We start from the raw sequence: 24,122 nt of genomic DNA, 5'->3' as shown, positions 1-24,122 counted from the left end.
CAGCGGTAGCAGGCTGCGTTCGACGTGGTCGACCGCCTCGTCGAACGCCCACGGGGAGTGCGGCGGCACGGTGGCCGAGACCTTGATCGAGACGTAGTCGACGTCGGGGCGCGCGAGTAGGCGTTCGGTGCCGTCGAGGCGCCGCTGCGCCTCGTCCCGGCCGAGAACCGCCTCCCCCAGCAGGTTGATGTTGAGACTCACCCCGCGGTCGCGAATGCGGGCGATGGACGGGCCGAGGCGCCGGTCGGTCGCGTCGACGAGCAGGTGGCCGACCATTTCCCGCAATGCCCTGCGGGCGATCGGGATCACGAGCCCGGGAACGACGAGCGAGAGTGCCGCGCCGAGCGCGATCAGCCGGCGCAGGTGCCACGGCAGGAAGCCCGGGGCGGTGCGGGCGAGATCGCGCAGGTTGGCGGCCGCGACGCGGTGGTCGTCGGGGCGGATCACCCGGTCGACGAAGCCGACGGTGAAGTCGAGCCCGGCGGGGGTCGCGGAGCACGTCGGCCAGCCGGCGGGCAGCCGCGCTGTCGTGCCGCCCCGCGGCTGTCGTCGAGCCAGCCACGGACCAGGGTCTCGACGTCAGTCAGCACGTCGGCGTCACGATCGATGAGCGTCATCTCTTCATGATCCCGCCGACGAACCCTAAAATAAAGCGATGTTTTGTGAAGAAAAAGCGTAAGCAGAAGTGACGATTCGTCGCCCGGAATCTGCTCGACACGCGCCGTCTGCGCCTGCTGCGGGAGCTCAGTGTGCGCGGCACCATCGCCGGCGTCGCCGAGGCGCTGCATCAGAGTCCGTCGTCGGTGTCGCAGGCCCTGGCCCGGCTGGAGCACGACGTCGGGGGTACCGCTACTGGAGAAAGTCGGCCGCCGGGTGCGGCTCACCCCGGCCGCCGAAGTGCTCGTCGAACACACCGCGGCGATCCTGGACCGGCTCGAACTGGCCGCCAGCGAGGGTCGCGGCGCGCAGCGACGAAGCCTCCGGCACGGTGCGTCTCGCCGTGTTCCAGTCCGCCGCCTCGGCGTTCATGCCGCAGATGCTCACCGAACTCGCGACCCGTCATCCCCGGCTGCGAGTGACGATGTCGCAGCGCGAGCCCGAGCAGGCGCTCTACGAGACGTGGATGCGGGAGTTCGACCTCGTGATCGCCGAGGAGTACCCCGGGCACGCGGCTCGCGTGTATCCCGACCTGGATCGCGAACCGCTGACCTCGGATCTCCTCCGGCTCGCCGTGCCCACGACCGGTGAGCAGTGGGAGCGGGGTGCGCACCGTGGCCGACGCGGCCCAGATGCCCTGGACGATGGAACCCGCCGGCACCGCATCCCGGCACTGGGCCGAACAGCTCTGCCGCCGAGCCGGATTCGAGCCCGATGTCCGGTTCGAGACCGACGACCTGGAAGCGCAGATCGCGCTGATCGAGAGCGGGAACGCGGTGGCGATCCTGCCGGACCTGATGCGGGTGCGTCGCCGCCCGGACGTCCGCGTCATCGACGTCGACGCCCGTCGCCGCACCGTGTTCACCGCGACCAGGACCACGCTGCGCCGCACTCCCGCGATCCGCGCCTGCCGCGAGGCGCTGGCCTCGGTCGCGCCGGCAGAACTCACACTTTCCTGACCGCGAGAAGACACATACTCGAGCTGTTTGCGGCGCGTCGCGCTCGAGTTCGCGTCTGTCCCCCACTTCGTGGCGGCCTACGCCGGCAAAACTCGCGCTAGGAACCCAGGCGGGCGACCGCGGCGGCGATGCGCTCGTCGGTCGCCGTCAACGCCACCCGCACATGCCGCATGCCGCGGGGGCCGTAGAACTCCCCGGGAGCGACGAGGATGCCGCGCTCGGCCAGCCACGCGACCGTCTCGCGACCCGGCTCGCCGCGCGTCGCCCACAGGTAGAGCCCCGCCTCGGAGTGGTCGACAGTGAAGCCGGCCGACTGCAGCGCCGGCAGCAGCAGTTCGCGCCGGCGCTCGTAGCGGGCACGCTGCTCGGCTTCGTGCGCGTCGTCGTCGAGGGCCGCCACCATCGCCGCCTGCACCGGCGTCGGCACCATCATCCCGGCGTGCTTGCGCACGGCGAGCAGCTCGGCGACCACCGCCGGATCACCGGCCACGAAACCGGCGCGATAGCCGGCCAGCGACGACGTCTTCGACAGCGAATGGATGGCCAGCAGTCCGGTGTGGTCCCCGTCGCAGACGTCGGGATGCAGCACCGACAGCGGCGCAGCATCCCAGCTCAGCCCGAGGTAGCACTCATCGGAGGCCACCAGCACCCCGCGTTCGCGCGCCCAGCCGACGACCTTGCGCAGATGTTCGACGCCGAGCACCTTGCCCGTCGGGTTGCTGGGCGAGTTGAGGAACACCAGCGCGGGAACCTGCGGTCCCAGCTGGGTCAGCGAGTCGGCTCGGACCACGCCAGCCCGGGCGAGCAGCGCGCCGACCTCGTAGGTGGGGTAGGCCAGCTCCGGGACCACGACGGTGTCGGAGGCGCCGATACCGAGCAGCGTCGGCAGCCACGCGATCAGTTCTTTGGTGCCGATCACCGGGAGCACCGCGGCGGGGTCGAGCCCGGTGACGCCGTACCGACGGGCGAGAGCCGCGACCGCCGATTCGCGCAGCGCGGCCGTCCCCGCGGTGGTCGGATACCCCGGCGCTGAGCTGGCCGCGGCGAGCGCCTCCCGGATCAGCGGCGCGACGGGATCGACGGGCGTGCCCACCGACAGGTCGACGATGCCGTCAGGATGGGCGCGTGCAGCCGCGGTGACGTCGGCCAGGGTGTCCCACGGGAACACCGGCAGCGACGCCGACCGGCGACGGGCGGCGACGTCAGGCACGGGACGGTGTCCCGCCGATGAGGTCAGTCCTCACCTTGCGGCGGCAGGTCCTTGACCGCCTGCGGATCGTTGTCGGTCTGGCCGACCTTGGATGCGCCGCCGGGCGAGCCCAGCTCGCTGAAGAAGTCGGCGTTGATCTGTGTGTAGCTGCTCCACTGGTCCGGCACATCGTCTTCGTAGTAGATGGCCTCGACCGGGCACACCGGCTCGCAGGCGCCGCAGTCGACGCACTCGTCGGGGTGGATGTACAGCATCCGGGCGCCCTCGTAGATGCAATCGACAGGGCATTCCTCGATGCATGCCTTGTCTTTGACGTCGACGCAGGGCTCGGCAATCGTGTACGTCACGAACTTCTCCTAAGTCCTCTCGAACTACCTGTCCGGTGGGCTGTTCCCGGTAGGCGCGCTGGTCGGCGCGACCGGCTCAGCAAGTATCCCTGCCGCTGGTTGGCCGCGCGTGTCAGTGTGCCCTAACTCCGCAGAACACCCGTGAGGGTTCCGCGTGGTTACTGATACTAAACGTTGCAGATACCACGCGCGTGGGACCTCGACGATTGTCGTCGCGCCGTGTCGGGAATGTATTCGGACCGCGGTCCGTTTCAGCGGGTGCCACCGTCGGACCGTCCGACGCATGTCCGGAAGGAATTCCCATGACCAGCTCCGTTGCCACAGCCCTGCCGACCGGTACCTGGGCCATCGACCCCGTCCACTCGTCGGTCAGCTTCTCCGTACGCCACCTCGTGGTGAGCAAGGTCCGCGGCGGGTTCGACACCTTCAGCGGGACGATCACCGTCGCCGAGGACGGCACCCCGTCCGTGGCGGCCGAGATCGCGGTCGACTCGGTCGACACCCGTAACGAGCAGCGTGACGCGCACTTGAAGGCCGCCGACTTCTTCGACGTGGAGAACCACCCCGTCGCCACCTTCGCCTCGACCTCCGTTCGCGAGGCCGGCGACCACTACGTACTCGACGGGAACTTCACGCTCAAGGGCGTGACCAAGCCGATCTCGCTGGATCTCGAATTCAACGGGGTCAACCCCGGCATGGGGCACGGCGAGGTCGCCGGGTTCGAGGCGTCAGTCGTGCTGAACCGCAAAGACTTCGGCATCGACATCGACATGCCGTTGGAGACCGGTGGCGCCGTGGTCGGCGACAAGGTGACGATCACGCTGGAGATCGAGGCGCTCAAGCAGGCCTGACGATCGCGGGCCGCATCGCCCTGCGGCGATGCGGCCCGTTCGGTCACCGGGCGATGGCTTCCTTCAGCCCGGCCGAGACCGCCTTGGTCGCGACCTTGCGCCCCTTGTGGCGCTTCCCCGAGGTGGTACGCCGACGGCGCAACAGCAGGACCGCGACGAGGACGGCTCCCGCGGCGACCGCGACAGCGACGGCCGACGTCTGCGGGGCGTTCTCGGCGACGGCCTGTTTCACCTCGCCGGCCTTGTCCTGCACGGAATCGGCCATTTCTGAAGCCTTTTCGCCGGCCGCCTGTGTCACGTTCTCGACCTTCTGCGTGACCTCGTCGACCTTCTGCTTCACTTCGGCCTCGACCCGATTCGCTGCGCCGTCAGCGCGCAGATCGTCGTTACCGGTCGCGTCGCCGACCGCTTCCTGCGCGCGGCCGGCCATCTCCTGAGCCTTGTCGGACAGCTCTCCCATGATCACTCCTTCGATTTTCCGTTGTCGCCCTTGAGACGGCGGTGACCAGGGAAACCGAACGACGAGGGACCCGTGACGTCCGACACAACGGCCGGGTCAGTGCTGGGTCACGTGAGTGACGCGCATGGACGGCAAATGACTGGAGTCGCCCGGCTGGTCCGGGAAGTCGAAGACACCGAGGATGAGCATCATCGGATAGTCCGGCGCCTGGGTGCAGATTCTGGTCACCTCGCCATCGATGGTGAACTCCACCGATCCAGGACGCCAGTGCGCGGCGTAGGTGTGGGGCCGGGTGATGTCGATGTTGCGGCGCTGCGCTGAGAAATCCTCCCGCAGTGCGGGATCACGGAATCGGTGGATGCCCTGTCCGACCTCCGCGGTGCCGCCGTCGATCGTGTTGCCGAACGCCTCCATCAGGCAGATCTCCCCGCATCTGTCGGGCCGGTCCTCCAGCCCGACCATCCACGCCGAGAACATCGATCGCGCAGTGAGATTCGCGGTGCACGTGACGGCGATGGCGCCGAAATGCGGCGTGAAGCCGAGCACCGTCGGCTGCTCCTCGCGCACCACCAGACCGTCCCGGAACGGTTGCGGCGCATCGGTCGACCCCACGGGTCCGGATCGATTGGCACTCGCAATCGCCGACACCCGTAGCGGCGTCTCGTGCAGATCAGGACACCACAGCGGGTGATCGGCCGGAATCGACAGTGTCAAGCCGTCATCGCCGACCGTGAAGGTGGCCGCCGCGGCGGCGCGCGAACTCCACGCGGGAAGATATGCCGCCGTCCACACGTCGGGATCCAGGGCAGCGAATCGTTCGTCGAACCCCATGGCGCGGACTCTAGCGACTATTCGTCGACCAGGCCCCACTTCGCTTCCGAGCCGGAGTGCCCGATGCGGACCACCTGTACGGTCGTCGCGACGCCGATCACCAACGTGAGCACCGCCACGCCGATCGCGATCCCCTTCTGCGGCGTGCCCGAACGTCCGGCACGCACGTGCAGCACCGCGATCGCGATCGCCATCACCAGCAGCGCGATCGAGAAGTAGATCATCGTCTCACCGCGCTCTTCGTGTGTCTCCAGGATCGCGCTGTGCGAGTCCTCCCGGTTGTACAGCCACTCTCCGGCCGACGTGGTCAGCGGGGTGAGCACCAGGTTCACGGCGGCCAACGCCACCACCAACCACACGAAACGTGTTCGCGCCCAAAGCAGTAACGCACACAGGATACCGAGACCGGCTGTGAGCGGGGCGAGGACGACGATGGCGTGGACGAGAAGAGCGTGCGCGGGCAGACCGGCGATCGTGGTCACGAGTGCTCCTTACGGGGTCAGGATCGCATGACTGATGTCACCGATCTGGTCGATCGTCAACGTCACCTGATCGCCGGGGCGCAACCACCGCCCGGTCTCCATACCGCTGCCGCCGGGCAGCGTGCCGGTGGCGAAAAGCTCACCGGGAAAGAGTTGTTCGCCGGCCGACGCGTGAGCCAGCATCTCGCCGAGCGTCCATCTCATACCGCGGCTCGACACCGTCGACACGGTGGCGCCGTTGATGGCGACCGAACCGGTGAGATCGTCGATCCGGGGCAGGATCTCGTCGGCGGTGACCGCCACCGCCGACATCGATGACGCGAAGTGCTTCGCCTTCTGCGGTCCCAGTCCGGTCGCCATCTCACTACGTTGTACGTCGCGGGCGCTGAAATCGTTCACGACGACGAACGATCCGATGGCCTCGAGCGCCTCTTTGGGGTCGGCATCGCGCAGCGGTGCGCGCAGCACGAACCCGATCTCGAGTTCGAAGTCCAGGGCCGACGAGTACGGCGGCACGGCCACCGGCACACCGCTGGGCACGAACGTCAGATGATTGGACATGTAGTAGATCGGCTGGCGATAGAACAGCGGCTTGGGCTTGAACAGCGGCAACGGCTTTCGGGTGAGCGCCTCGACCACCGCTGCGGCCCGCGACTGGCCGGGATGGAACCGCCGCACCAGCCCCCGGGCGGCGTCGATGGCGTGCTGCTCGTAGAGCATGAAATCGCGAAACGATGCGGGCGCGAACGGCAACACCGTGCCCGATGCGTCGTGGTGGCGTCGTGCGGCGGCGAGCTCGATATCCGCGTCGAACACCCGACCGCCCAGCGCATCGGTGGCGGGAGCGGCCTGCCATGAGCCGTCGGAGTCGAGCGCCTGCACCTCGATGCGATCCTCGACCAGCACGCGCCGCAGCTTCACAGTGAAGGTGATACCAGCTGCGGCTGTGAATTGCGGTAGGACGTGCGCAGTCGTCACGATCGAGTGCGCGCGCAGTGCCCACCTTTCGCGGCGTGTCGAGGGACAAACTCCCCCGCAAGCGGGAGGTGCCCCCAGCGCGCTCGCCGGACAGGGGCTAGGCGGCCAACGGGGTGTAGTCGGTCGAACGCTGACGCGCGGGACGCCCGATGCCTCCGGCGATGGCGACCAGTTCGGCGACGGTCTTCGCGCTGCCGTTCTCCGAGCCCGCCATCCGCGAGATCGTCTCCTCCATCAGCGTGCCACCGAGGTCGTTGGCGCCGCCGTTGAGCATGACCTGAGTGCGCTCGACACCGAGCTTGACCCAGCTGGTCTGGATGCTCGGGATGCGCCCGTGGAGCATGATCCGCGCCAACGCGTGGACGGCCCGGTTGTCGCGGTGCGTGGGCCCCGGTCGCGCCCCACCCGCCAAGTACAGGGGCGAGGACTGATGCACGAACGGCAGCGGGACGAACTCGGTGAAGCCACCGGTGCGGTCCTGGATGTCGCGCAGCACGTTGAGGTGGCCGACCCAGTGCCGCGGGGTGTCGACGTGGCCGTACATCATCGTCGACGACGACCGCAGCCCGACCTCGTGTGCGGTCGTGACGACCTCGATCCACATCGAGGTCGGGAGCTTGCCCTTGGTCAGCACCCACCGCACCTCGTCGTCGAGGATCTCGGCAGCGGTGCCGGGAATCGACCCGAGGCCGGCCTCGCGCAGGGCGGTCAGCCACTCCCGGATCGACGTACCGCTGCGGGTGACGCCGTTGGCGATCTCCATCGGGCTGAACGCGTGCACATGCATCGAGGGCACCCGCGCTTTGACCGCGCGCACCAGGTCGGCATAGCCGGTGACGGGCAGTTCGGGATCGATGCCGCCCTGCATGCACACCTCGGTCGCCCCGGCCACGTGCGCCTCCCATGCGCGGTCGGCCACCTCGGCCGTCGACAGCGAGAACGCATCGGCATCACCCTTGCGTTGCGCAAAGGCGCAGAACCGGCAGCCGGTGTAGCAGATGTTCGTGAAGTTGATGTTCCGGTTGACCACATAGGTCACGTCGTCGCCGACGACGTCGCGGCGCAGCGAATCCGCCAGTGCGGCAACGGCATCCAGAGCCGGCCCGTCGGCGGTGGCCAGCGCCAGGTACTCGTCGTCGGAGCACCCGGCCGGGTCGCGCTCGGCGGAACGCAAAGCAGCCAGCACATCGGTGTCGAGCCGCTCGGGGGCCCGGGCGGCGAGCTCGTGCACCTTCTCCCGGATCGACTCCCAATCGCCGAACGCCGACCCGAGGTCGCTGCGGGTTTCGGTCAGGCGGCCTTCGGAATCGATCGCGCTGTGCAGATCGATGCGGCCAAGGGATTCGGTGGCCTCGTCGGGTTCCTGCCACGGGCGCCCGGTCGGGTTCACCTCCAGCGCGTACCCGGTGTCGGGATCGGCCAGCGCGCTGACGTGACTCATCACGCGAGGGTCGATCCAGGCCGCCCCGGCCTGCACGTACTGGGGCTGCGCGGTCAACCGCTGCACCAGGTCATAGCCGGCTTCGGCGGTCACCTCGGCGAGCTCGTCCAGCGCGGGCCACGGCCGTTCCGGGTTCACGTGATCAGGCGTCACCGGCGAGACGCCGCCCCAGTCGTCGACGCCGGCGGCGACCAGCGACAAGCACTCCGACCTCGAGACGAGATTCGGCGGGGCCTGGATGCGCACCTTGGGCCCCATCACCAGCCGCGTCACCGCGATCGTGGCCAGGAAATCGTCCAGGCCGGCGTCGGGAACGGCGGCCATCGCGGTGTGGTCCTTGGCGCGGAAGTTCTGCACGATCACTTCCTGGACGTGCCCGAACTCCTTGTGCGAGCGACGGATCGCGTGGATCGTCTCGGCCCGCTCGGTCAGCGTCTCCCCGATCCCGACCAGCAACCCGGTGGTGAACGGGATCGACAGCCGGCCCGCGTCGTCGAGGGTGCGCAGCCGCACGGCGGGGTCCTTGTCGGGGCTGCCGTAGTGCGCAAGGCCCTTGGTCTCGAACAGCCGCCGCGACGTCGTCTCCAGCATCATGCCCATCGACGGGGCCACCGGCTTGAGCCGCGAGAGCTCCGACCAAGTCATCACCCCGGGATTCAGATGCGGTAGCAGCCCGGTCTCCTCCAACACCCGGATCGCCATCGCCCGCACGTAGTCCAGCGTCGAATCGTAACCACGTTCGTCGAGCCACTGCCGCGCCTCGTCCCAGCGTGCCTCGGGACGGTCTCCGAGGGTGAAAAGGGCTTCTTTGCAGCCCATCTCGGCACCCTGACGCGCCACCGCGAGGATCTCGTCGGGCTCCATGAACATGCCCTTGCCCTGCGCGCGCAACCGGCCCGGCACCGTGACGAACGTGCAGTAGTGGCACGTGTCGCGGCACAGATGCGTCACGGGGATGAACACCTTGCGCGAGTACGACACCGGCAACCGGCCGTGCGCACCGCGTCGGCCCGCCGCCTCCAGGCCCGCGTCGCGCACGCGCGCCGCGCTGGCCATCAGGTCGTCCAGCTCCGCGCCGCGCGCCGTCATCGCGATCGCGGCTTCCTCGACGTTCAGCGCCACCCCGTCACGCGCTCGCCGCACCACCCGCCGCAGCGCGGCCGACGAGGGCGGAGCGGACGACGGGAGGCTGGGGTCTGGCAGATCGGTGCCGCGGTGGGAGTTCAGAGCCACCTCCCCATAACCCCGGCGTCGACGCGGATCATCCGCGCGTCTCACATTCTGAAACCACAACGCCAGGCATAGGGGCCACAGTAGTCAACGGCGGTTGGCCCCGGGGCCCGCCCCGGCCCGTTCCGATTCGGCCCGCCGCCGGGTCAGCAGCCAGCCCGCGGGCAGCGCTCCCACGGCGATGAGCAGGATCGACGCATACTCCATCAACCCCACTCCGCCGAACACGATGTCGTCGCCCGGACCGCCGAAGGTGCACAGCAGCACCGTCGCGAGCCATGCCCACAGCGGTGCGGCCGCAAGTCGCGTCGACGACGTCCACTGCAGGGCGACCCACACCAGGGCCACGTTGATCGCTCCGCTGAGGACGGCACTGACCGGGACGGGGACGCCGCCCACGCGCAGCGGCAGGAAGAAAACGGCCATCAATGCCGAGAGCACGCCATCGACGGCGAGGACGGCGAGCACGACCCAGCGCAGCCGGTCCGATGCCGGCGTTGCCGAGGACGTCAGGTCGGGATGCTGTCGATGACGGAGACCAGCGAGCCGATGACCCACTGGAAGTTGTCGAGGCGGTCCTGCCAGTGCTGCAGGTTGGGATCGAGATCCGGATCCACGAGCTTCCCTTCCGCGCGTCGGGCAGACCAGGGCAGCGTACCCCGTCGCGCGAGGACTCACCCCAGACTCAGCCCGGCGAGCAGATCGGTCTCCCAGCCGCGCTCGTCGCGCTCCCCCCGCGTCGCCGGAGACCAGCACGTAGTGCTCGACCGACGGCACCGGCAGAGCGATGTCGTTGGACAGGGCGATCGCAGTGCCGTCGGGCGCGACCTGCACCTGGGTGGCGTGCGCCCGCAGGGCGGCCAGCTTGGCGGGCAGGTGCGCGCTGACGTCGAGCTCGGCGTCGATCGCGTCGTCGGTGAACCCGATGATCGGCAGCGCGTCGGCGTCGAGGGTGACCCAGTGCGCCGGGAGCCCCGACAGCCCGGCGATGCCGTTGCGAATCCCGTTCTGCGACATGACGGTCCAGTACACCTTGGGCACCCGCCACTGTGCCGCGGCGACGCCGGCGATGGCGATCCGGTGGGCGTGGATGTGGTCGGGGTGGCCGTAGCCGCCGTGCGGGTCGTAGGTGACGACGACATGCGGGCGCAGGTCGTCGATGACCGCCGCGAGCGCGGCGGTCTGCTCGTCGGTGTCGCCGTCGACGAAACGTTCCCGATGCCGGGCGGGCGTGCCCTCCATGCCGGAGTCCCGCCACCGGCCGGCGCCGCCGAGGTAGCGGGGACGGTCCACCCCGAGCGCGGCCAGCGCGGCGGTCAGCTCACCGATCCGGTAGCCGCCGAGCTGGTCGGCCGCGTCGACGGCCAGCTGCGCCCATTCCTGCCCGATCACCTCGCCCTCCTCGCCCAACGTGCAGGTCAGCACCTGAACCTGCGCGCCGCGAGCGCAGTAGTGGGCGATCGTGCCGCCGGTGGTGAGGGTCTCGTCGTCGGGGTGGGCGTGGACGAACAGCAGTCGCGGCGTCTCCATGTGCTCAGCTTGCCCGCTCGTCTGACGGTCATCGACTCCAGGTGTGGCCTAGATTCGCCTCGTGTCTCGCCGCATGATCGAGTTCGGCTGCGCGATCGTCGTGATCGGTCTGCTCGCCGGCGTCGCGGGAGCTGCGACGACGCTGCTGCTGCATGCCATCGAGCACCTCACCTACCGCTACAGCTTCGGCTCGCTGCTCGACGGTGTCGAGAACAGCGGCCACTGGCGCCGTGCGCTGGGTCCGATGCTCGGCGGCGCGCTGGCCGGAACGGGTTGGTGGCGACTGCGGCGCCGCGGCGCCGTGCCCGCCGTGTCCGCGGTGCTCGCCGGGGAGCGGCCGGTGCGGCGGTTGGCGCTGACGGGCGACGCCGCGCTACAGGTGCTGCTCGTGGGATCGGGGGCATCGCTGGGCCGTGAAGGTGCGCCCCGTCAGCTGGCCGTGGCGTGGGGGGATCTCGGCACCTCGCGGTGGGCACTGACCGCCGAGGACCGTCGCATCCTGCTGGCGTGCGCGGCCGGCGCGGGGTTGGGTGCGGTGTACAGCGTGCCGTTGGGCGGCGCGTTGTTCGCGAGCCGAATCCTCCTGCACACTTGGCATCCTCGCGCGGTCGGCACCGCGCTCATCACGTCGAGCCTCGCGGTCGCCGTCGCTGCCCCGGTCACGCACCTGGAGCATCCACTGACCTGGCCGGCCGCCGATCTCTCGCCGCGGCTGGCCCTTCTCGCCGTGGCGCTGGCTCCGCTCGCGCTGGCCGTCGGGTGGGCGTTCACCCGGGTCACTGCTGTCCGGCCCGCGAAGGTGTCGCCGGCGCTGATCCCGGCGATCGCCGCGGCCGGGCTGCTCACGGGGGTGTGCTCGATCTGGCTGCCGGAGCTGCCCGGCAACGGTCGCAGTGTGCTCGAGGTCAGCGTCGACAGCAGCCTCACGCTCGGCGCCGCCGCGGCCATCCTGATACTCAAACCGCTGCTGTCGGCGGCGTTTTTGCGCGCCGGGGCCGTCGGCGGTCTGCTGACCCCGGCGCTGGCGACGGGAGCGGCGGCCGGATCTCTGGTGGCGTTGGGCCTGAACTCAGTGGCCGGCACCGCGCTGCACGTACCCGCGGTGTCGCTGACCTGCGCGGCAGGGGTGCTGGCGATCACACAACGCTCGCCCCTGTTCGCCGCCCTGTTCGTATGGGAGCTGGCGCGCCCGCCGGTGTGGCTGCTGGCGGTGTTCGCGCTCGCGGCGTTCACCTCATACGGCCTGACATACGGGCTGACACGGCTGCGCCGAGCCCCCACAGCTACTGAGGCAGCTTGACCCACTGCCCGGCGTCGCCCACGATGCCGACCGGCACGGCGCCGGTCAGGCTGACCCCCTGCACGCTGGGCCCGGCGGCGACGATCGTGGTGTCCTGCAGGATCGGCAGCACCGTGGCCATGTCCCACAACCGCGGTTCGACGTCGTCGATCACCTCGCCGATGTCGGCGGTGCCTTGCAGGGCGGCGTCGATCCGGGGCTGGATCGACCGATCGCAGACGCCGGTGATGTTGCTGGGGGCCTGCACCAGCTGACCGCTCTCCGGCACGGGTGCGGGAGAGCTGGCAGCGGTGGTGGGCGTGGCCGTGACCGGCGGGGCGGACGGTCTCGGCGCGGTCGAAACAGGCGTGGTCGAAGCAGGCGTGGTCGAAGCAGGTGTGGTCGAAGCAGGTGTGGTCGTGCTCGGTGCGGTGGTCGGGATGGCCGTCGCCTCCAGCGCGGGACATCCGAAGCGCGACGCCAACGCGGTCGCGAGATCGCCTCCGGCCTGGTGCCAGCCGACGACGGCGTCGACCGTGTTGTCGGTCAGCGCCTCCCCGTACAGCGTCACCGGGTCGAGCGCCGACACCGACGCCGCGATCCCGACACTGCGCAGCTGGTCGGCCGCGGTGTTGGCGACCGCGACCGACGTCGGATCGTTGGCGGCCACGCCGAGCACGAAGGTCAGCGGCTCGCCGTCCTTGACCAGCTGGCCACGGTTGTTCTCCGGCGTCGCGGGCGGCGCCGGGCTCGATGTCGGTGTCGGTGTCGTTGTCGGCGCCGGGGTTTCGATCTGGTAGCCGGCGGCCCCGAGCAGTGCCATCGCGTCGTCGCGGGTCATCGCGGGCGGCGCCGTCGGCACGTAACCCGGGTCCGACGGCGAGCGGACCTGCGCCTGCGCCAGCGTCACGGTGTTGTCGTCACCGGCTCCGACCGCTGCCAGCAGATCGACGTCGAGCAGGCCGAGAACGGCCTTGCGTACCTGCGCGTCGGCGAGGGCGGGCCGCTGCGCCCGCAGCGTCAGCTGCATGACACGCGGGGTGACGATCCGGGCGGTTCGCACGTCGGGGATCGCCGAGAGCTGCGCGAACACCGCAGACCCGCCGTGCACCTGCGCCACCTGGGTGTCCCCGTTGCGGATCGAGTCGGCGAGAGCGGCGGGCGCGCCACCCCGGCGGAACAGGATGAGGTCAGGGACGGCGGGTTTGCCCCAGTAGCGGTCGTTGCGCGCCAGCAGGATCTCGTCGCGCTGCGGGTCGATGCTCTCGACGCGGAACTGTCCGCCCGTCACCGGCAACGCCTGCGCGAGCCCCGCGGAGAACCCGCCCGGCACGTCCTTGACGATGTGCGCGGGCAGGATGTTGTGGAACAGCTCCCGCCACGCCGGGTAGGGCTGGGAGAACGTCACCACCGCGGTCTTGCCGCCTTCGACGGACTGCACCCCGGTGATCAGGTCGTAGCCGGCCGGGTCCACGGTGCCCGGCTCGCTCACCATCTGCCGCCACAGGTACCAGAAGTCGTCGGCGCCGATGGGCGCGTTGTCAGTCCACTGCGCCTCGGGACGGACCTTGTAGGTGACGGTGAACGGGTCCTGGCTGGTCACCTCGGCCGACTCCAGCAGCGTGGGGTCCATCTCCCAGCGCGAGCCGGTCGGGGTGCGGGAATCGGGGATCGGCCGGAACGTGCTCGGCAGCACCAGCGAGCTGATCGCCGCGTTGACCGGGGACTGGTCGGTCACCATGTGGGCGTTGAAGCCGGGACCGATCGAATCGATCGCCATGATGATCTGCGTCGCCTTCGTCGGCGGCGGCGCCGTGGACTTGGTGGTGTCGGTGCTCTGCGGTGCGGGCGGCGGGCTCACCGTGCAGCCCGACACCGCCACCATCACCGCGGCCGCGCAGCAGAGAACTCGGCGGGCGAACGGCACGCTGTACAGGGTAGCGACGGGCTTGCCCTACACCCCGGCCTGTTGGTTGGACTGCTGCTTGGCCCGTGCTTTCGCCCGTGCGCGCAGCGATCCGGTCAGCTCCACCTTGCGCACCCGCACGATCTCGGGCGTCACCTCGACGCACTCGTCCTCGGCGCAGAACTCCATCGCCTTCTCCAGGTCGAGGTCCAGCGGCCGGGCCAGCGTCTCCATCACGTCGGCCGTTGACGAGCGCATGTTGGTGAGCTTCTTCTCGCGGGTGATGTTGATGTCGAGGTCCTCGGCGCGCGGGTTGATGCCGACGACCTGACCCTCATACGTCTCCTGCCCGGGCTCGACGAAGAACTGCCCGCGATCGGCGAGCTGGATCATCGCGAACGGGGTGATCTGACCGGACCGATCGGACACCAGCGAACCGGTGTGGCGGGCGCGGATCTCGCCGGCCCACGGACGGTAGCCGTCGAACACGGCGTTGGCGATGCCGGTGCCGCGGGTCAGGGTCAGGAAGTCGGTACGGAACCCGATCAGCCCGCGGCTGGGCACGATGAAGTCCATTCGCACCCACCCCGCGGCATGGTTGGCCATGTCTTCCATGCGGCCCTTGCGGGCGGCCATCAGCTGTGTGATCGCGCCGACGAACTCCTCGGGGCAGTCGATCGTCATCGCTTCGAACGGCTCGTGCAGCTTGCCGTCGATCGTCTGGGTGACCACCTGCGGCTTGCCGACGGTCAGCTCGAAGCCTTCGCGGCGCATCTGCTCGACCAGCACCGCGAGCGCGAGCTCGCCGCGGCCCTGGACCTCCCAGGCGTCGGGGCGGCCGATGTCGACGACCTTGATGGACACGTTGCCGACCAGTTCGGAGTCGAGCCGGTTCTTGACCATGCGAGCGGTCAGTTTGTGCCCGGACACCTTGCCCGCCAGCGGCGAGGTATTGGTGCCGACGGTCACCGAGATGGCGGGTTCGTCGACCGTGATGCGCGGCAGCGCGTGAGCGTGGTCGGGGTCGGCGAGGGTGTCGCCGATCATGATCTCGGGCATGCCCGCGACCGCGACGATGTCGCCCGCGACGGCCTCGTCGGTAGCGGTACGTTCCACACCTTCGGTGACCAGCAGTTCGGTGATCTTGGCATTCGTGATGACGGGGTGTCCGTCGACCTCACGCATCCAGGCCACCTGCTGGCCCTTGCGGATCTTGCCCTTGTAGATGCGGATCAGCGCGAGACGGCCCAGGAACGCCGATGCGTCGAGGTTGGTGACGAGCGCCTGCAGCGGTGCTTCGGGATCGCCCTTCGGCGGCGGGATGTGCTCGAGCAACACGTCGAAGAGCGGGTCGAGGTTCTCCCCATCGGGGTTCTGCCCGTTGGCGGGTTCGGTGGTGCTGGCGATGCCCGCACGCCCCGAGGCATAGAGGACAGGTAACCCGAGCGCGAACTCGGCGGCCGTCTGCGCTTCGGCGTCGAGGTCGGAAGCGACGTCGAGCAGCAGGTCGTGGCTTTCCGAGACGACCTCGGCGATCCGGGCGTCAGGGCGGTCGGTCTTGTTGACGACCACGATGACCGGCAGATGCGCGGCGAGCGCCTTGCGCAGCACGAACCGGGTCTGGGGCAGCGGGCCCTCGGAGGCGTCCACCAGCAGCACCACGCCGTCGACCATGGACAGACCGCGTTCGACCTCGCCGCCGAAGTCGGCGTGGCCGGGGGTGTCGATGACGTTGATGACCGTCATGGAACCGTCCGGGTTCTGCCGATGCACCGCGGTGTTCTTGGCCAGGATGGTGATGCCTTTTTCCTTCTCCAGGTCACCGGAGTCCATCAGGCGCTCGATCGCGTCGTCACCGCGGTGGGTCAGCGCACCGGATTGACGCAGCATCGCGTCGACCAGGGTCGTCTTGCCGTGGTCGACGTGGGCCACAATGGCGACGTTGCGGAAGTCTGGGCGTGCAGTCACGCCCGTGATTGTCGCAGTGTGGTGCACCGATCGCGAAAACGAGAGATACCCGTCACGTGGCCAGCAAGCTCACCGACCTCACTCCGAAGAAGAAGTGTTGCCGCAGCACACCGCGCTGTAAGCGGTGCCCGGTGGTGCTGCACAAGGTCGACAAAGCCCAGCGCAACGGGCTGCGCGGCAAGGACCTGCAGAAGGTGTTCAAGCGGGCGCGAAAGGCCTGATCAAGGGCGAGAAATCGGCGTACCGTCGATCTCATCCGTCAGTCCTTTGTCCACGGAGGTCGGCCACCATGACGGTTTACGAAGTCCTCACCGTTGCCCTGATCATCGCGCTCGCGACGCTGGCCGCCCTGGCGATCTATCTGGGCCTGATGAACTGGATCGGCGCTCTCTACATGGTGCGGTGCACGGCCTGCCACCACCTGGCATTCAACTCGCGCCGCGACCCGCGGATGTCGTGCCCGCATTGCGAGCACCCGAGCCTGCTGCACCCGATCTACGCGGCGCGCCACCGCGACGCCCCGGTGCGCGTTCTCGACGACCGGCTCCGGTTCTAGCGCGGCACGTCGGGCGGGCTGATGCTGCGCGGCGTCAACCCCAGCGAGCGCACGTGCGCCGCGATGTCGCCGAGGCTGGTGGTCCACACATCCGCGTGCCCGGCGACGTAACCGATCAGGTCGTCGAGTTCTTCTGCACGCGAGGGTCTTCCGCTGAGGAACGGGTGGTTGGTCAGCACCCAGCAGCCGCCGACACGGCGCAGCGCGTCGAACTCGAGCTGCCACAATTCCCGTGCCTTGCGCGGTGATTCGATGAGACCGCTGCCGGACACGTCGGGCAGGTAGCAGTACTGCTCCCAGTCGTCGAGCGCCCACTGGATGGGGATCTCCACCAGATGCCCGTCGGCCCCGACCGCGAGTTCGTAGGGGTGGTCGGCGTCCATCAGGCTGGAGTCGTAGAGGAAGCCGCGTTCGGTGAGCAGCGCGGGCGTGCGCCACGACAGATCCCACATCGGCGCCCGGTACCCCACCGGTCTGATCCCGGCCACGTCGGCGAGCGCCGCCAAACCGCGGTCCAGAGCGTCGATCTCGCCCTCGAGCGAGAGCTGCGTGGGCTGCTCGTGCAGATACCCGTGGTGGGCGATCTCGTGGCCGGCCGCGACGATCGCGCGGATCGCCTGCGGATACCGGTCCGCGGTGTGGCCGGGCACGAAGAACGTCGATGCGACCTGATGACGCTCCAGCAGCGCCAAGATGCGCGGCAGACCGACGAGTGGGCCGTAGGCCTGGTGACTCATCACGCTCATCCGCGCACCCACCGCCTGCCAGTCCCCGGACGGATTCCACAGCACCGCGGATTCGGCATCCAGGTCGAACGTGAACGCCGCCGCCGCGACTTTGCCGCTCGGCCAATCGAATTCGGTCATGTCATCGGCCCGCCATCAAGGTGATCAGTTCGTAGGCGAGGTTGGCCGCCGCGACCGCGGTCACCTCGGCATGATCGTAGGCGGGCGCCAACTCGACCACGTCGGCGCCCACGATGGGAAGCTCGCGCATCGCCCGCAGAACGGCGACCAACTCCCTGCTGGTCATCCCGCCGATCTCGGGAGTGCCTGTGCCGGGGGCGAAAGCAGGATCGAGGACGTCGATGTCGATCGACACGTACACCGGGTGATCGCCCACCCGCTCGAGGATCCGCGCGATCGTGCCGTCGACCCCGATGCGGTCGATGTCGCGGCAATGCACCACGGTGAAGCCGAGTTCGGCGTCGTCGAGCAGATCGGCGCGGTCGTAGAGCGATCCGCGGATGCCGACGTGCGCCGACCGGTCCTTGACCAGCAGACCCTGCTCGGCGGCCCGGCGAAACGGGGTGCCGTGGGTGCACGGCGCCCCGAAATAGGTGTCCCACGTGTCGAGATGGGCGTCGAAGTGCACCAGCGCCAGCGGTCCGTGGACCGCGTGCAGCGCCTGCAGTGCCGGCAGCGCGATCGTGTGATCGCCGCCGAGGAGCACCACCCGCTGGCCGTCCTCGACCAGCAGACCGGTCACCCCGTCGCGGATCTGGTCCACGGCCGCAGAGATGTCGAACGGGTTGGCGGCGATGTCGCCGGCGTCGACCACCTGGACGGCGGTGAACGGCGCGACGTCGAGCGCCGGGTGGTAGGGCTTCAGCAACCGCGACGCCTGCCGGATGGCCGCGGGGCCGAACCGCGCTCCGGGGCGGTAGGTCACCCCACTGTCGAACGGCACGCCCGCCACTGCGATGTCGTAGCGCTCCACCTCGTGGCGCTGCGGCAGCCGTGCGAACGTGCCCAGGCCCGCATAGCGGGGCACCTGCTGGGCGTCGACCTGTCCCAGCGTGCCGTTGGCGGTGCGCACATGAGATCCCTGTGCCATGAATTGTTCTCCCTTCACACCCGCGACCGCGTCGACCCACCGTTGCAGGACAACACCTGTCCGACCACAGCCGACACCTCGAAGTCGGCGAGAAGTTCCACAGCCGCCGCTATCTCCGCAGGATTTCCGATGCGCCCCAACGGGATCGCGCCGGCATATCGATCGTGCACGGTGGCCAGATCCACCCCCGCTGCCGCGGCGTCGACCTCGAGTTGTGGGGGTGTCGGTGACTCCGGGCGCGACGGCGTTGACGATGATGCCCTCCGGAGCCAGCTCTCGGCCGAGGGTCTTCACCAGCGAGATCAGGCCCGCCTTCGACGCCGCATATGCCGTCGCCTCCGGCCAGCCCGTGACACCCCATTCACTGGTGATCACGACGATGCGGCCCTCCCCTCGCCTGCGCATGTGCGGAAGCACCGCTTGGATCAGGAAGAAGGTGCCGCCGAGGTTGGTGTCGACGACCTTCCACCAGTCGGCGTCATCGTGGTCGAGCAGCGGCGCCATCGTCATGTAGGCGTGGTTGGCGACGAGTACGTCCAGTCGGCCGGCGGTGTGGGCGACGACATCGGCGATGCGCACGCACTCGGCCGGATCGGAGACGTCACCGGGTACCGCGAATCCGCCGATACTGCTTGCCAATTCGCTGAGCTCGGTGGTCTCCCGCAGATCGTTGACGGCCACGGTGGCGCCGGCAGCTGCCAGCCGCCGGGCATGCGCGACACCCATCCCTTGCCCGGCACCGGTGACCAGCGCGACGCGGCCGGTCAGAGAGGTCGTCATATCACCGCCCCCGAGTTCACGTTGACCACGTCGCCCACGCTGAACCCCGCGTCGCACACCAGGTACTCCACGCATCGGGCGACCTCGTGCGGCAACGCCAGCCTGCGCAGCGGCAGTGTGCTGAGGTATTCGCCTGCTCGCCAGGGGGAATCAGCCGAGAGCAGGGGTGTGTCGGTGGGTCCCGGTGCGACGGCGTTCACCCGCACGCCCACCGGAGCCACCTCGGCGGCGAGGCTGCGCACCGCTCCCAGCAGAGCTCCCTTGGCGGCGGCGTAATGCGCGTCCTGATCGCCTCCCCCGACAGCGAGTTCGCTCGCGATGGCCACCAGCGAGCCCGCAGTCGCCTCCAGGTCGGCCAGGCACGCCCGCGCGAGGTTAACGAAGCCGCCTAGGTGCACCCGCAGCATCCGCCGCCATGTCGTCGCATCGATCTGGTCGACCGGCGCCATCGCGTAGTGCCCGGCGACGCTGACGGCTGCCGACACCGGCCCCAGCCGTGCACGCACCTCGTCGACTGCCGACGCGACAGCGGCGCTGTCGGACACATCGGCACGCACTGCGAGGTCGACGCCGCCGGTATCGACGAGATCGACTCCGGCGACGGCGAATCCACGCGCCCGCAGTGCAGAGACGACCGCGGCACCGATGCCGCTGGCCGCCCCGGTGACGACCGCCGTGCGACGGTCACTCACTGCCGGAACCGCCGCGCCTCGTCGGCCCGCTCGTCGAGCGATTCGGCCTCCTCGATGACGCTGACGGCGACGATGCGGGACCGGACCGCGGCGAAGATCACCGCACCCAGAAGCGCCAACGCCAGCACTCCGATCCACACCGACCAGTCGAGGTAGCGCTGGTCGTAGACCGCGCGGGGCCAGGAGATGTTGAGCATCTGCAGTACCGCCCACACCACGGCGACCGCCGCCACGGGCAACGCGAGCCGGCCGAGGGAAAAGGACGGCGTGGTCCAGGTGCGGCGGATGAGCACGACGAGGAACCCGATGAGCGGGAACAGGAACGCCAGATAGAAGCCGCCGGTGGTGAAGTTGACCATCAGGGAGTAGATGTCGCCGGCGATGATGGACAGCCCGAACAGGGCACCGCCGACGACGGTGGTCACGGCGATGGCCGCCACCGGCATCCGGTTGACCCCACCGAGGCGGGCCAACACTCCGGATGCGGGCAGTGCGCCGTCGCGGGCGTAGGCCCAGATGACGCGTGACGCTGCGGTCTGCAGGGCCAGGAAGCTGGCGAGGAACCCGACGACGAACAGCACCTCCACCGGTTTCGCGATGCCGGCGCCCAGCGCCGTGGTGAGGGTGTCGTACACCGGGTCGGCGACCGAACCGGCCGTCACCGCGTCGATGTCGGGGATGGCGAGGATGATCGCCAGGCTCGAGTAGGCGACCACGAGCGCGATGAACGTCAGCGAGAACAGCACTGCCTTCGGGAGATCGCGGCGGGGCTCGTGCACCTCCTCGGCGATCGCGCCCGCGCTTTCGAAGCCGACGAACGAGAAGCCGATGAACGCGACCGCGATCAGGAACGGCCCCGACAGGTAGGACCAGACGTCGACGCCGCTGTCGCCACCGTCGAACAGCACCGACAGCGAGTTGTTGCGATGGAACAGCAGAAGCCAGGTGCCCAGCCCGATCGAGCCGAGCACCTCGGCGACGATGCTTGCGGTCATGAACAGCTTGAGCGCACCCCGCCCGATCAGATTGATCACCGTGCCGCACAACAGGATCACCACCGCGATGCCCGCACGCAGACCACCTGACGGCGCCTCGACGCCGGCGATGTTGGCGATGAACCCGGCCGCTCCCAGCGCGACGGTCGCCATCGCGATCACCAGCGTCCACATGTAGAACCACCCGGCGAACCAGCCGTAACCGGTGCCCATCAGCCTGCGCGACCACTGATAGATGGAGCCTTCGAGCGGCCAGCGGGACACGAGGGTGGCGAACACGAACGCCACGAGCAGCTGGCCACCGAACACCAGCAGGAAGCCCCACCAGAAGCTGGGGCCCGCGGCGGTCAGGGCCAGCCCGAAGATTCCGTAGAGGGCCACGATCGGGGAGATGAACGCGAACGCGAAGGCGAACGCCGACCAGAGCGAGAATTCGCGCCGCAGGGCGTAGGGCGAGTCGACGCTGTCTACCGATGACGACATGAGTGCTCCCATCCGGTGCCGGGTTGGGGAGAACTATCGATCCGCGTTGTCGTGATCACCACCCGAAGCGCGGAAAACGCTGCGATCCCACCCATGGCGGGGTGTTGCATTGGACGATCGCACAACGATCGACGGGCCACGATGTGTCGGCGGCGTTACGCTCGGGCCATGACCGACCCGCGGGTCCCGGGCGCGGTGGCGCCGACGGTGCGCGACCTGTTGGCCGGCTCGCCGCTGGGCCTGGTCGAGCCGCCGGGCGGACCGCAGGATCTGGATCGGGCGATCAGCTGGGTGCACACGACCGAGATCCGGGACCCGGCCCGCTATCTCCAGGGCGGGGAACTGGTGTGCACCGTCGGCCTGTCCCTGCACACGCCGCAGGACTGCTACGTCTTCGCGGACGCACTGGCCCGCTCCCGCGCTGCGGGCGTGTGTTTCGGCACCGGCGACGGGCACGACGTCGTTCCGGCTGCGCTCCTCACCAGATGCCGAGGGCACGGTCTGCCGGTGGTCGTCGCACCGCGAGACGTCCCCTTCGAGACCGTCAGCCGCTTCGTGGCGGACTACCGGCTCGGCACGGAACTCGCCGTCGCCCGCGCGACCACTGCCCTGGTGCCCGAGATGATGGCGGCACTGCGCAGGCGCGATCCGGTCCGGCTGCTCCTCGACCGGGCGGGAGAACTGTTGGGCTGCTACCTCATTCTCGACGAGCAGCAGGGCCGCCCGCCGACCGACGACGATCACACCGAGGTCAGTGTCCCCGTCGGCGACCTGGGTGCGCTGGTGTGGATCGGTCGCGGCACGCCGCCCGATCCGTCACTGCTCGAGACGATCGGCCGTTTCGTGCAGGCTGCGCAGAGCGAGCACGACATCGAGGCCGCCCTCGCCCGGGAGCGCGTCGGCCAGCTGCTCTCCCTGGTCGAACGGCGGATGCTGCTGCCCGACGCGCTGCACCAACTCCTGGGCTGGCCCAGCACGCCGTCGGCCACGGTGCGGGTGTCCGCGTGGCCGGGCGGGGCCGGCGCGCTGCTGTGTCTGGCCTTCCCCGACGACCTTGTCGGCGACGCCTCCGATGTGTGCCTGGTGCTCACCGAGGCCGGGCGCGACGACACGACTGCCGAGACCTTGTCGTTGCCGTCGGGCCACTCGGCCGACGTGCCGATCACCGAACTGGGGCCTGCGATCACCCAGTCCCGTATCGCGTTGAGCCTGGCCCATCAGCACGGTGGCAGCATCGGGCCCGATCAGCTCAGCACGCTCACCAGCCTGATCGAGCAGCTGCCGGGCGCGCAGCTGACGCCGTTCGTGGCCCAGCTGATCGAGCCGCTGAACCGGCTCGACCGCGAGCGCGGCACCCAGCACGTGCGGACCCTGCGCACGTTTCTGGCGGCCAACGGTTCGCTGTCCGAGACCGCGCGGACGCTGTTCCTGCACACCAACACCGTGCGCCACCGGCTGGCGCGGATCCGAGAGATCACCGGCCGCGATCCATTCAGCTTCGACGACCAGACCGCGTTCGCGATCGGGCTGCGCGCGTTCGACCGCTCCCCCGGCGGTGTCCGGCGCGACCACGGTTAGCGCTGCGTCGCCGGGAACAGCGGCGGGTTGATACGAGCGAAACCGGCTTGGCGGTAATAGGGAAAGTGGGGGTAGGGCGGTTCGCGCCCACTGACGGCATCGAGGCGCGCGATCTGGTCGGGGGTGAGCGACCAGCCGACAGCGCCCAGATTCTCCTCGAGCTGGCGGGCATCGCGGGCGCCGACGATCACCGAGGCCACCGTCGGGCGGCGCAGCAGCCAGTTCAGCGCGATCTGCGGAATGGTTTTCCCTGTCTCGCAGGCGATCTCGTCCAGCACATCGACGACGTCGTACAGCAGCTCCTCGTCAACCGGCGGTCCGGCGGCTGCGGTCTCGTGGAGGCGACTCTGTGTCGGCACCGGGGAGTCTCGGCGGATCCGCCCTGTCAGCCGACCCCACCCCAACGGACTCCAGACCAGCGCGCCGACCCCCTGATCGATGCCCAGCGGCATCAGGTCCCATTCGTAGTCGCGCCCGATCAGCGAGTAGTAGACCTGATGGGCGATGTGGCGTGGGGCATGCGCCGCATCCGCTGCCGAGAGCGCCTTCATCAATTGCCAGCCCGCGTAATTGGACACTCCGCTGTAGCGGATCTTGCCCTGCCGGGTCAGGACATCCAGCGTCTCGACGACCTCCTCGGCGGGGGTGTGGGCGTCGAAGCCGTGCAGCTGGAACAGGTCGATGCGGTCAGTGTCGAGACGTCGCAACGCCTGCTCCACGGCGGTGATCAGCCGTGTTCGCGATGTACCGGCATCTGCGGGGCCGTGTCCCATCGGCAGGGCCGCCTTCGTGGAGATCAGCACGTCGTCGCGCCGACCTTTCACTGCCCGCCCCAGGATCTCCTCGGACCGACCGGCCGAGTAGACGTCCGCGGTGTCGAACAACGTGATTCCGGCGTCGAGGCAGCGGTCGACCAGCCGGCGAGCGTCGTCCACGTCGGTGCTGCCCCACGCGCTGAAGAACTCTCCCCCTCCGAAAGTGGCTGCGCCAAAGGCAAGTTCGGACACCACGAGGCCGGAATTGCCTACACGTCGATACTCCACGCCACCTCCTTAATGGGACTGAATTCCTTT

The 24,122-nt window shown here is 69.3% G+C and carries 23 protein-coding genes and 4 pseudogenes; 8 read left to right on the top strand and 19 right to left on the bottom strand.

Features of this window, described 5'->3' with window-relative positions; genetic code table 11:
- Together PGN37_RS25800 and PGN37_RS25795 are read right to left on the bottom strand one after the other, a co-directional pair.
- Window positions 1–447: pseudogene (locus PGN37_RS25800) on the bottom strand (1-pyrroline-5-carboxylate dehydrogenase); the annotation flags it as partial.
- Complete coding sequence (locus PGN37_RS25795; RefSeq protein ID WP_335333819.1) at window positions 444–788, bottom strand: hypothetical protein; 345 nt, start codon at window positions 786–788, stop codon at window positions 444–446. The pseudogene PGN37_RS25800 and the gene PGN37_RS25795, both read right to left, overlap by 4 nt.
- On the opposite strand from PGN37_RS25795, the gene PGN37_RS27395 reads away from it, so the two are divergent.
- The 3 genes and pseudogenes from PGN37_RS27395 (at window position 750) to PGN37_RS25785 (ending at window position 1,616) form a co-directional block, all read left to right on the top strand.
- A complete protein-coding gene (locus tag PGN37_RS27395; protein WP_442933026.1) occupies window positions 750–1,079 on the top strand; it encodes a hypothetical protein in 330 nt (109 codons plus the stop codon). The two genes, PGN37_RS25795 and PGN37_RS27395, sit on opposite strands and share 39 nt — an antisense overlap.
- Window positions 1,028–1,180, top strand: a pseudogene (locus tag PGN37_RS27390) (LysR family transcriptional regulator); the annotation flags it as partial. The gene PGN37_RS27395 and the pseudogene PGN37_RS27390, both read left to right, overlap by 52 nt.
- 91 nt (window positions 1,181–1,271) lie before the next feature.
- Window positions 1,272–1,616 carry a LysR substrate-binding domain-containing protein gene (locus PGN37_RS25785; protein WP_335333817.1) on the top strand — a complete coding sequence of 115 codons (345 nt, stop codon included), beginning with the start codon at window positions 1,272–1,274 and terminating at the stop codon, window positions 1,614–1,616.
- 97 nt (window positions 1,617–1,713) lie between these two features.
- On the opposite strand, the gene dapC is transcribed toward PGN37_RS25785, so the two are convergent.
- Window positions 1,714–2,826, bottom strand: coding sequence for a succinyldiaminopimelate transaminase (gene dapC, locus PGN37_RS25780; RefSeq protein ID WP_335333816.1), 1,113 nt, complete (start codon window positions 2,824–2,826; stop codon window positions 1,714–1,716).
- A gap of 23 nt (window positions 2,827–2,849) precedes the next feature.
- Window positions 2,850–3,173, bottom strand: a complete 324-nt coding sequence (gene fdxA, locus PGN37_RS25775; protein WP_043411558.1) for a ferredoxin — start codon at window positions 3,171–3,173, stop codon at window positions 2,850–2,852.
- Window positions 3,174–3,475: 302 nt separating this feature from the next.
- On the opposite strand from fdxA, the gene PGN37_RS25770 reads away from it, so the two are divergent.
- The gene (locus PGN37_RS25770) at window positions 3,476–4,024 is read left to right on the top strand and encodes a YceI family protein (protein WP_335333815.1); all 549 of its coding nucleotides are present in this window, start codon (window positions 3,476–3,478) and stop codon (window positions 4,022–4,024) included.
- A 43-nt stretch (window positions 4,025–4,067) separates the two neighbouring features.
- Here the strand turns inward: PGN37_RS25770 and PGN37_RS25765 are convergent, their stop codons facing one another.
- From PGN37_RS25765 to mshB, 7 genes and pseudogenes are all read right to left on the bottom strand, one after another.
- Window positions 4,068–4,484, bottom strand: coding sequence for a CsbD family protein (locus PGN37_RS25765; protein WP_335333814.1), 417 nt, complete (start codon window positions 4,482–4,484; stop codon window positions 4,068–4,070).
- Between the two features lie 96 nt (window positions 4,485–4,580).
- On the bottom strand, window positions 4,581–5,315 hold the full coding sequence (locus tag PGN37_RS25760) for a glycoside hydrolase family 16 protein (protein ID WP_335333813.1): 735 nt from the start codon (window positions 5,313–5,315) through the stop codon (window positions 4,581–4,583).
- Between the two features lie 17 nt (window positions 5,316–5,332).
- Window positions 5,333–5,797, bottom strand: coding sequence for a DUF2231 domain-containing protein (locus PGN37_RS25755; RefSeq protein WP_335333812.1), 465 nt, complete (start codon window positions 5,795–5,797; stop codon window positions 5,333–5,335).
- Window positions 5,798–5,806: 9 nt separating this feature from the next.
- A complete protein-coding gene (locus tag PGN37_RS25750; protein WP_335333811.1) occupies window positions 5,807–6,718 on the bottom strand; it encodes a fumarylacetoacetate hydrolase family protein in 912 nt (303 codons plus the stop codon).
- 154 nt (window positions 6,719–6,872) lie between these two features.
- On the bottom strand, window positions 6,873–9,449 hold the full coding sequence (locus PGN37_RS25745) for a bifunctional FO biosynthesis protein CofGH (RefSeq protein WP_335333810.1): 2,577 nt from the start codon (window positions 9,447–9,449) through the stop codon (window positions 6,873–6,875).
- A gap of 84 nt (window positions 9,450–9,533) precedes the next feature.
- Complete coding sequence (locus tag PGN37_RS25740; protein ID WP_335333809.1) at window positions 9,534–9,914, bottom strand: hypothetical protein; 381 nt, start codon at window positions 9,912–9,914, stop codon at window positions 9,534–9,536.
- A gap of 206 nt (window positions 9,915–10,120) precedes the next feature.
- Window positions 10,121–10,976 (bottom strand): annotated as a pseudogene (mshB, locus tag PGN37_RS25735) (N-acetyl-1-D-myo-inositol-2-amino-2-deoxy-alpha-D-glucopyranoside deacetylase).
- A gap of 61 nt (window positions 10,977–11,037) precedes the next feature.
- Here mshB and PGN37_RS25730 point away from each other — a divergent pair.
- Window positions 11,038–12,276, top strand: coding sequence for a chloride channel protein (locus PGN37_RS25730; RefSeq protein WP_335333808.1), 1,239 nt, complete (start codon window positions 11,038–11,040; stop codon window positions 12,274–12,276).
- On the opposite strand, the gene PGN37_RS25725 is transcribed toward PGN37_RS25730, so the two are convergent.
- Both PGN37_RS25725 and typA read right to left on the bottom strand, forming a co-directional pair.
- Window positions 12,260–14,140 (bottom strand): ABC transporter family substrate-binding protein, encoded by a 1,881-nt coding sequence (locus tag PGN37_RS25725; RefSeq protein WP_335333824.1) that lies wholly within the window; start codon window positions 14,138–14,140, stop codon window positions 12,260–12,262. The genes PGN37_RS25730 and PGN37_RS25725 overlap by 17 nt on opposite strands.
- 69 nt (window positions 14,141–14,209) lie before the next feature.
- On the bottom strand, window positions 14,210–16,129 hold the full coding sequence (typA, locus tag PGN37_RS25720) for a translational GTPase TypA (RefSeq protein WP_335333807.1): 1,920 nt from the start codon (window positions 16,127–16,129) through the stop codon (window positions 14,210–14,212).
- Window positions 16,130–16,185: 56 nt separating this feature from the next.
- Between typA and PGN37_RS25715 the strand changes: the two genes are divergently transcribed.
- Both PGN37_RS25715 and PGN37_RS25710 read left to right on the top strand, forming a co-directional pair.
- Entirely contained in the window at window positions 16,186–16,350 is a 165-nt protein-coding gene (locus PGN37_RS25715; RefSeq protein ID WP_335333806.1) for a hypothetical protein, read from the top strand.
- 68 nt (window positions 16,351–16,418) lie between these two features.
- Window positions 16,419–16,685, top strand: coding sequence for a hypothetical protein (locus PGN37_RS25710; protein ID WP_335333805.1), 267 nt, complete (start codon window positions 16,419–16,421; stop codon window positions 16,683–16,685).
- On the opposite strand, the gene PGN37_RS25705 is transcribed toward PGN37_RS25710, so the two are convergent.
- From PGN37_RS25705 to PGN37_RS25685, 5 genes and pseudogenes are all read right to left on the bottom strand, one after another.
- The gene (locus PGN37_RS25705) at window positions 16,682–17,551 is read right to left on the bottom strand and encodes a polysaccharide deacetylase family protein (RefSeq protein WP_335333804.1); all 870 of its coding nucleotides are present in this window, start codon (window positions 17,549–17,551) and stop codon (window positions 16,682–16,684) included. The two genes, PGN37_RS25710 and PGN37_RS25705, sit on opposite strands and share 4 nt — an antisense overlap.
- Window position 17,552: 1 nt before the next feature.
- Window positions 17,553–18,521, bottom strand: a complete 969-nt coding sequence (speB, locus tag PGN37_RS25700; protein WP_335333803.1) for an agmatinase — start codon at window positions 18,519–18,521, stop codon at window positions 17,553–17,555.
- A 14-nt stretch (window positions 18,522–18,535) separates the two neighbouring features.
- A pseudogene (locus tag PGN37_RS25695) lies at window positions 18,536–19,301 on the bottom strand (SDR family NAD(P)-dependent oxidoreductase).
- On the bottom strand, window positions 19,298–19,993 hold the full coding sequence (locus tag PGN37_RS25690; RefSeq protein ID WP_335333802.1) for an SDR family NAD(P)-dependent oxidoreductase: 696 nt from the start codon (window positions 19,991–19,993) through the stop codon (window positions 19,298–19,300). The pseudogene PGN37_RS25695 and the gene PGN37_RS25690 overlap by 4 nt, the downstream one beginning before the upstream one ends.
- Complete coding sequence (locus PGN37_RS25685) at window positions 19,990–21,471, bottom strand: APC family permease (protein WP_335333801.1); 1,482 nt, start codon at window positions 21,469–21,471, stop codon at window positions 19,990–19,992. Before PGN37_RS25685 ends, PGN37_RS25690 begins: the two co-directional genes overlap by 4 nt.
- A 168-nt stretch (window positions 21,472–21,639) precedes the next feature.
- Between PGN37_RS25685 and PGN37_RS25680 the strand changes: the two genes are divergently transcribed.
- Complete coding sequence (locus PGN37_RS25680) at window positions 21,640–23,049, top strand: PucR family transcriptional regulator (protein ID WP_335333800.1); 1,410 nt, start codon at window positions 21,640–21,642, stop codon at window positions 23,047–23,049.
- On the opposite strand, the gene PGN37_RS25675 is transcribed toward PGN37_RS25680, so the two are convergent.
- Window positions 23,046–24,092, bottom strand: a complete 1,047-nt coding sequence (locus PGN37_RS25675) for an aldo/keto reductase (RefSeq protein ID WP_335333799.1) — start codon at window positions 24,090–24,092, stop codon at window positions 23,046–23,048. The two genes, PGN37_RS25680 and PGN37_RS25675, sit on opposite strands and share 4 nt — an antisense overlap.
- Window positions 24,093–24,122: the final 30 nt, after the last annotated feature.

The organism is Mycobacterium kyogaense, assembly GCF_036946525.1.
GTDB lineage: Bacteria > Actinomycetota > Actinomycetes > Mycobacteriales > Mycobacteriaceae > Mycobacterium > Mycobacterium kyogaense_A.
The sequence above is the reverse complement of the archived record's forward strand: the minus strand, read 5'-3'. Positions and strand labels throughout refer to the sequence as shown.

Bases quoted from the DNA above. Each gene is read 5' to 3' on its own strand.
- PGN37_RS25795 (WP_335333819.1), bottom strand. From the start codon at position 788: ATGCAGCGCCTCGGCGACGCCGGCGATGGTGCCGCGCACACTGAGCTC.
- PGN37_RS25770 (WP_335333815.1), top strand. From the start codon at position 3,476: ATGACCAGCTCCGTTGCCACAGCCCTGCCGACCGGTACCTGGGCCATC.
- PGN37_RS25765 (WP_335333814.1), bottom strand. From the start codon at position 4,484: ATGGGAGAGCTGTCCGACAAGGCTCAGGAGATGGCCGGCCGCGCGCAG.
- PGN37_RS25760 (WP_335333813.1), bottom strand. From the start codon at position 5,315: ATGGGGTTCGACGAACGATTCGCTGCCCTGGATCCCGACGTGTGGACG.
- PGN37_RS25725 (WP_335333824.1), bottom strand. From the start codon at position 14,140: ATGGTGGCGGTGTCGGGCTGCACGGTGAGCCCGCCGCCCGCACCGCAG.
- PGN37_RS25710 (WP_335333805.1), top strand. From the start codon at position 16,419: ATGACGGTTTACGAAGTCCTCACCGTTGCCCTGATCATCGCGCTCGCG.
- PGN37_RS25705 (WP_335333804.1), bottom strand. From the start codon at position 17,551: ATGACCGAATTCGATTGGCCGAGCGGCAAAGTCGCGGCGGCGGCGTTC.
- speB (WP_335333803.1), bottom strand. From the start codon at position 18,521: ATGGCACAGGGATCTCATGTGCGCACCGCCAACGGCACGCTGGGACAG.
- PGN37_RS25685 (WP_335333801.1), bottom strand. From the start codon at position 21,471: ATGTCGTCATCGGTAGACAGCGTCGACTCGCCCTACGCCCTGCGGCGC.
- PGN37_RS25680 (WP_335333800.1), top strand. From the start codon at position 21,640: ATGACCGACCCGCGGGTCCCGGGCGCGGTGGCGCCGACGGTGCGCGAC.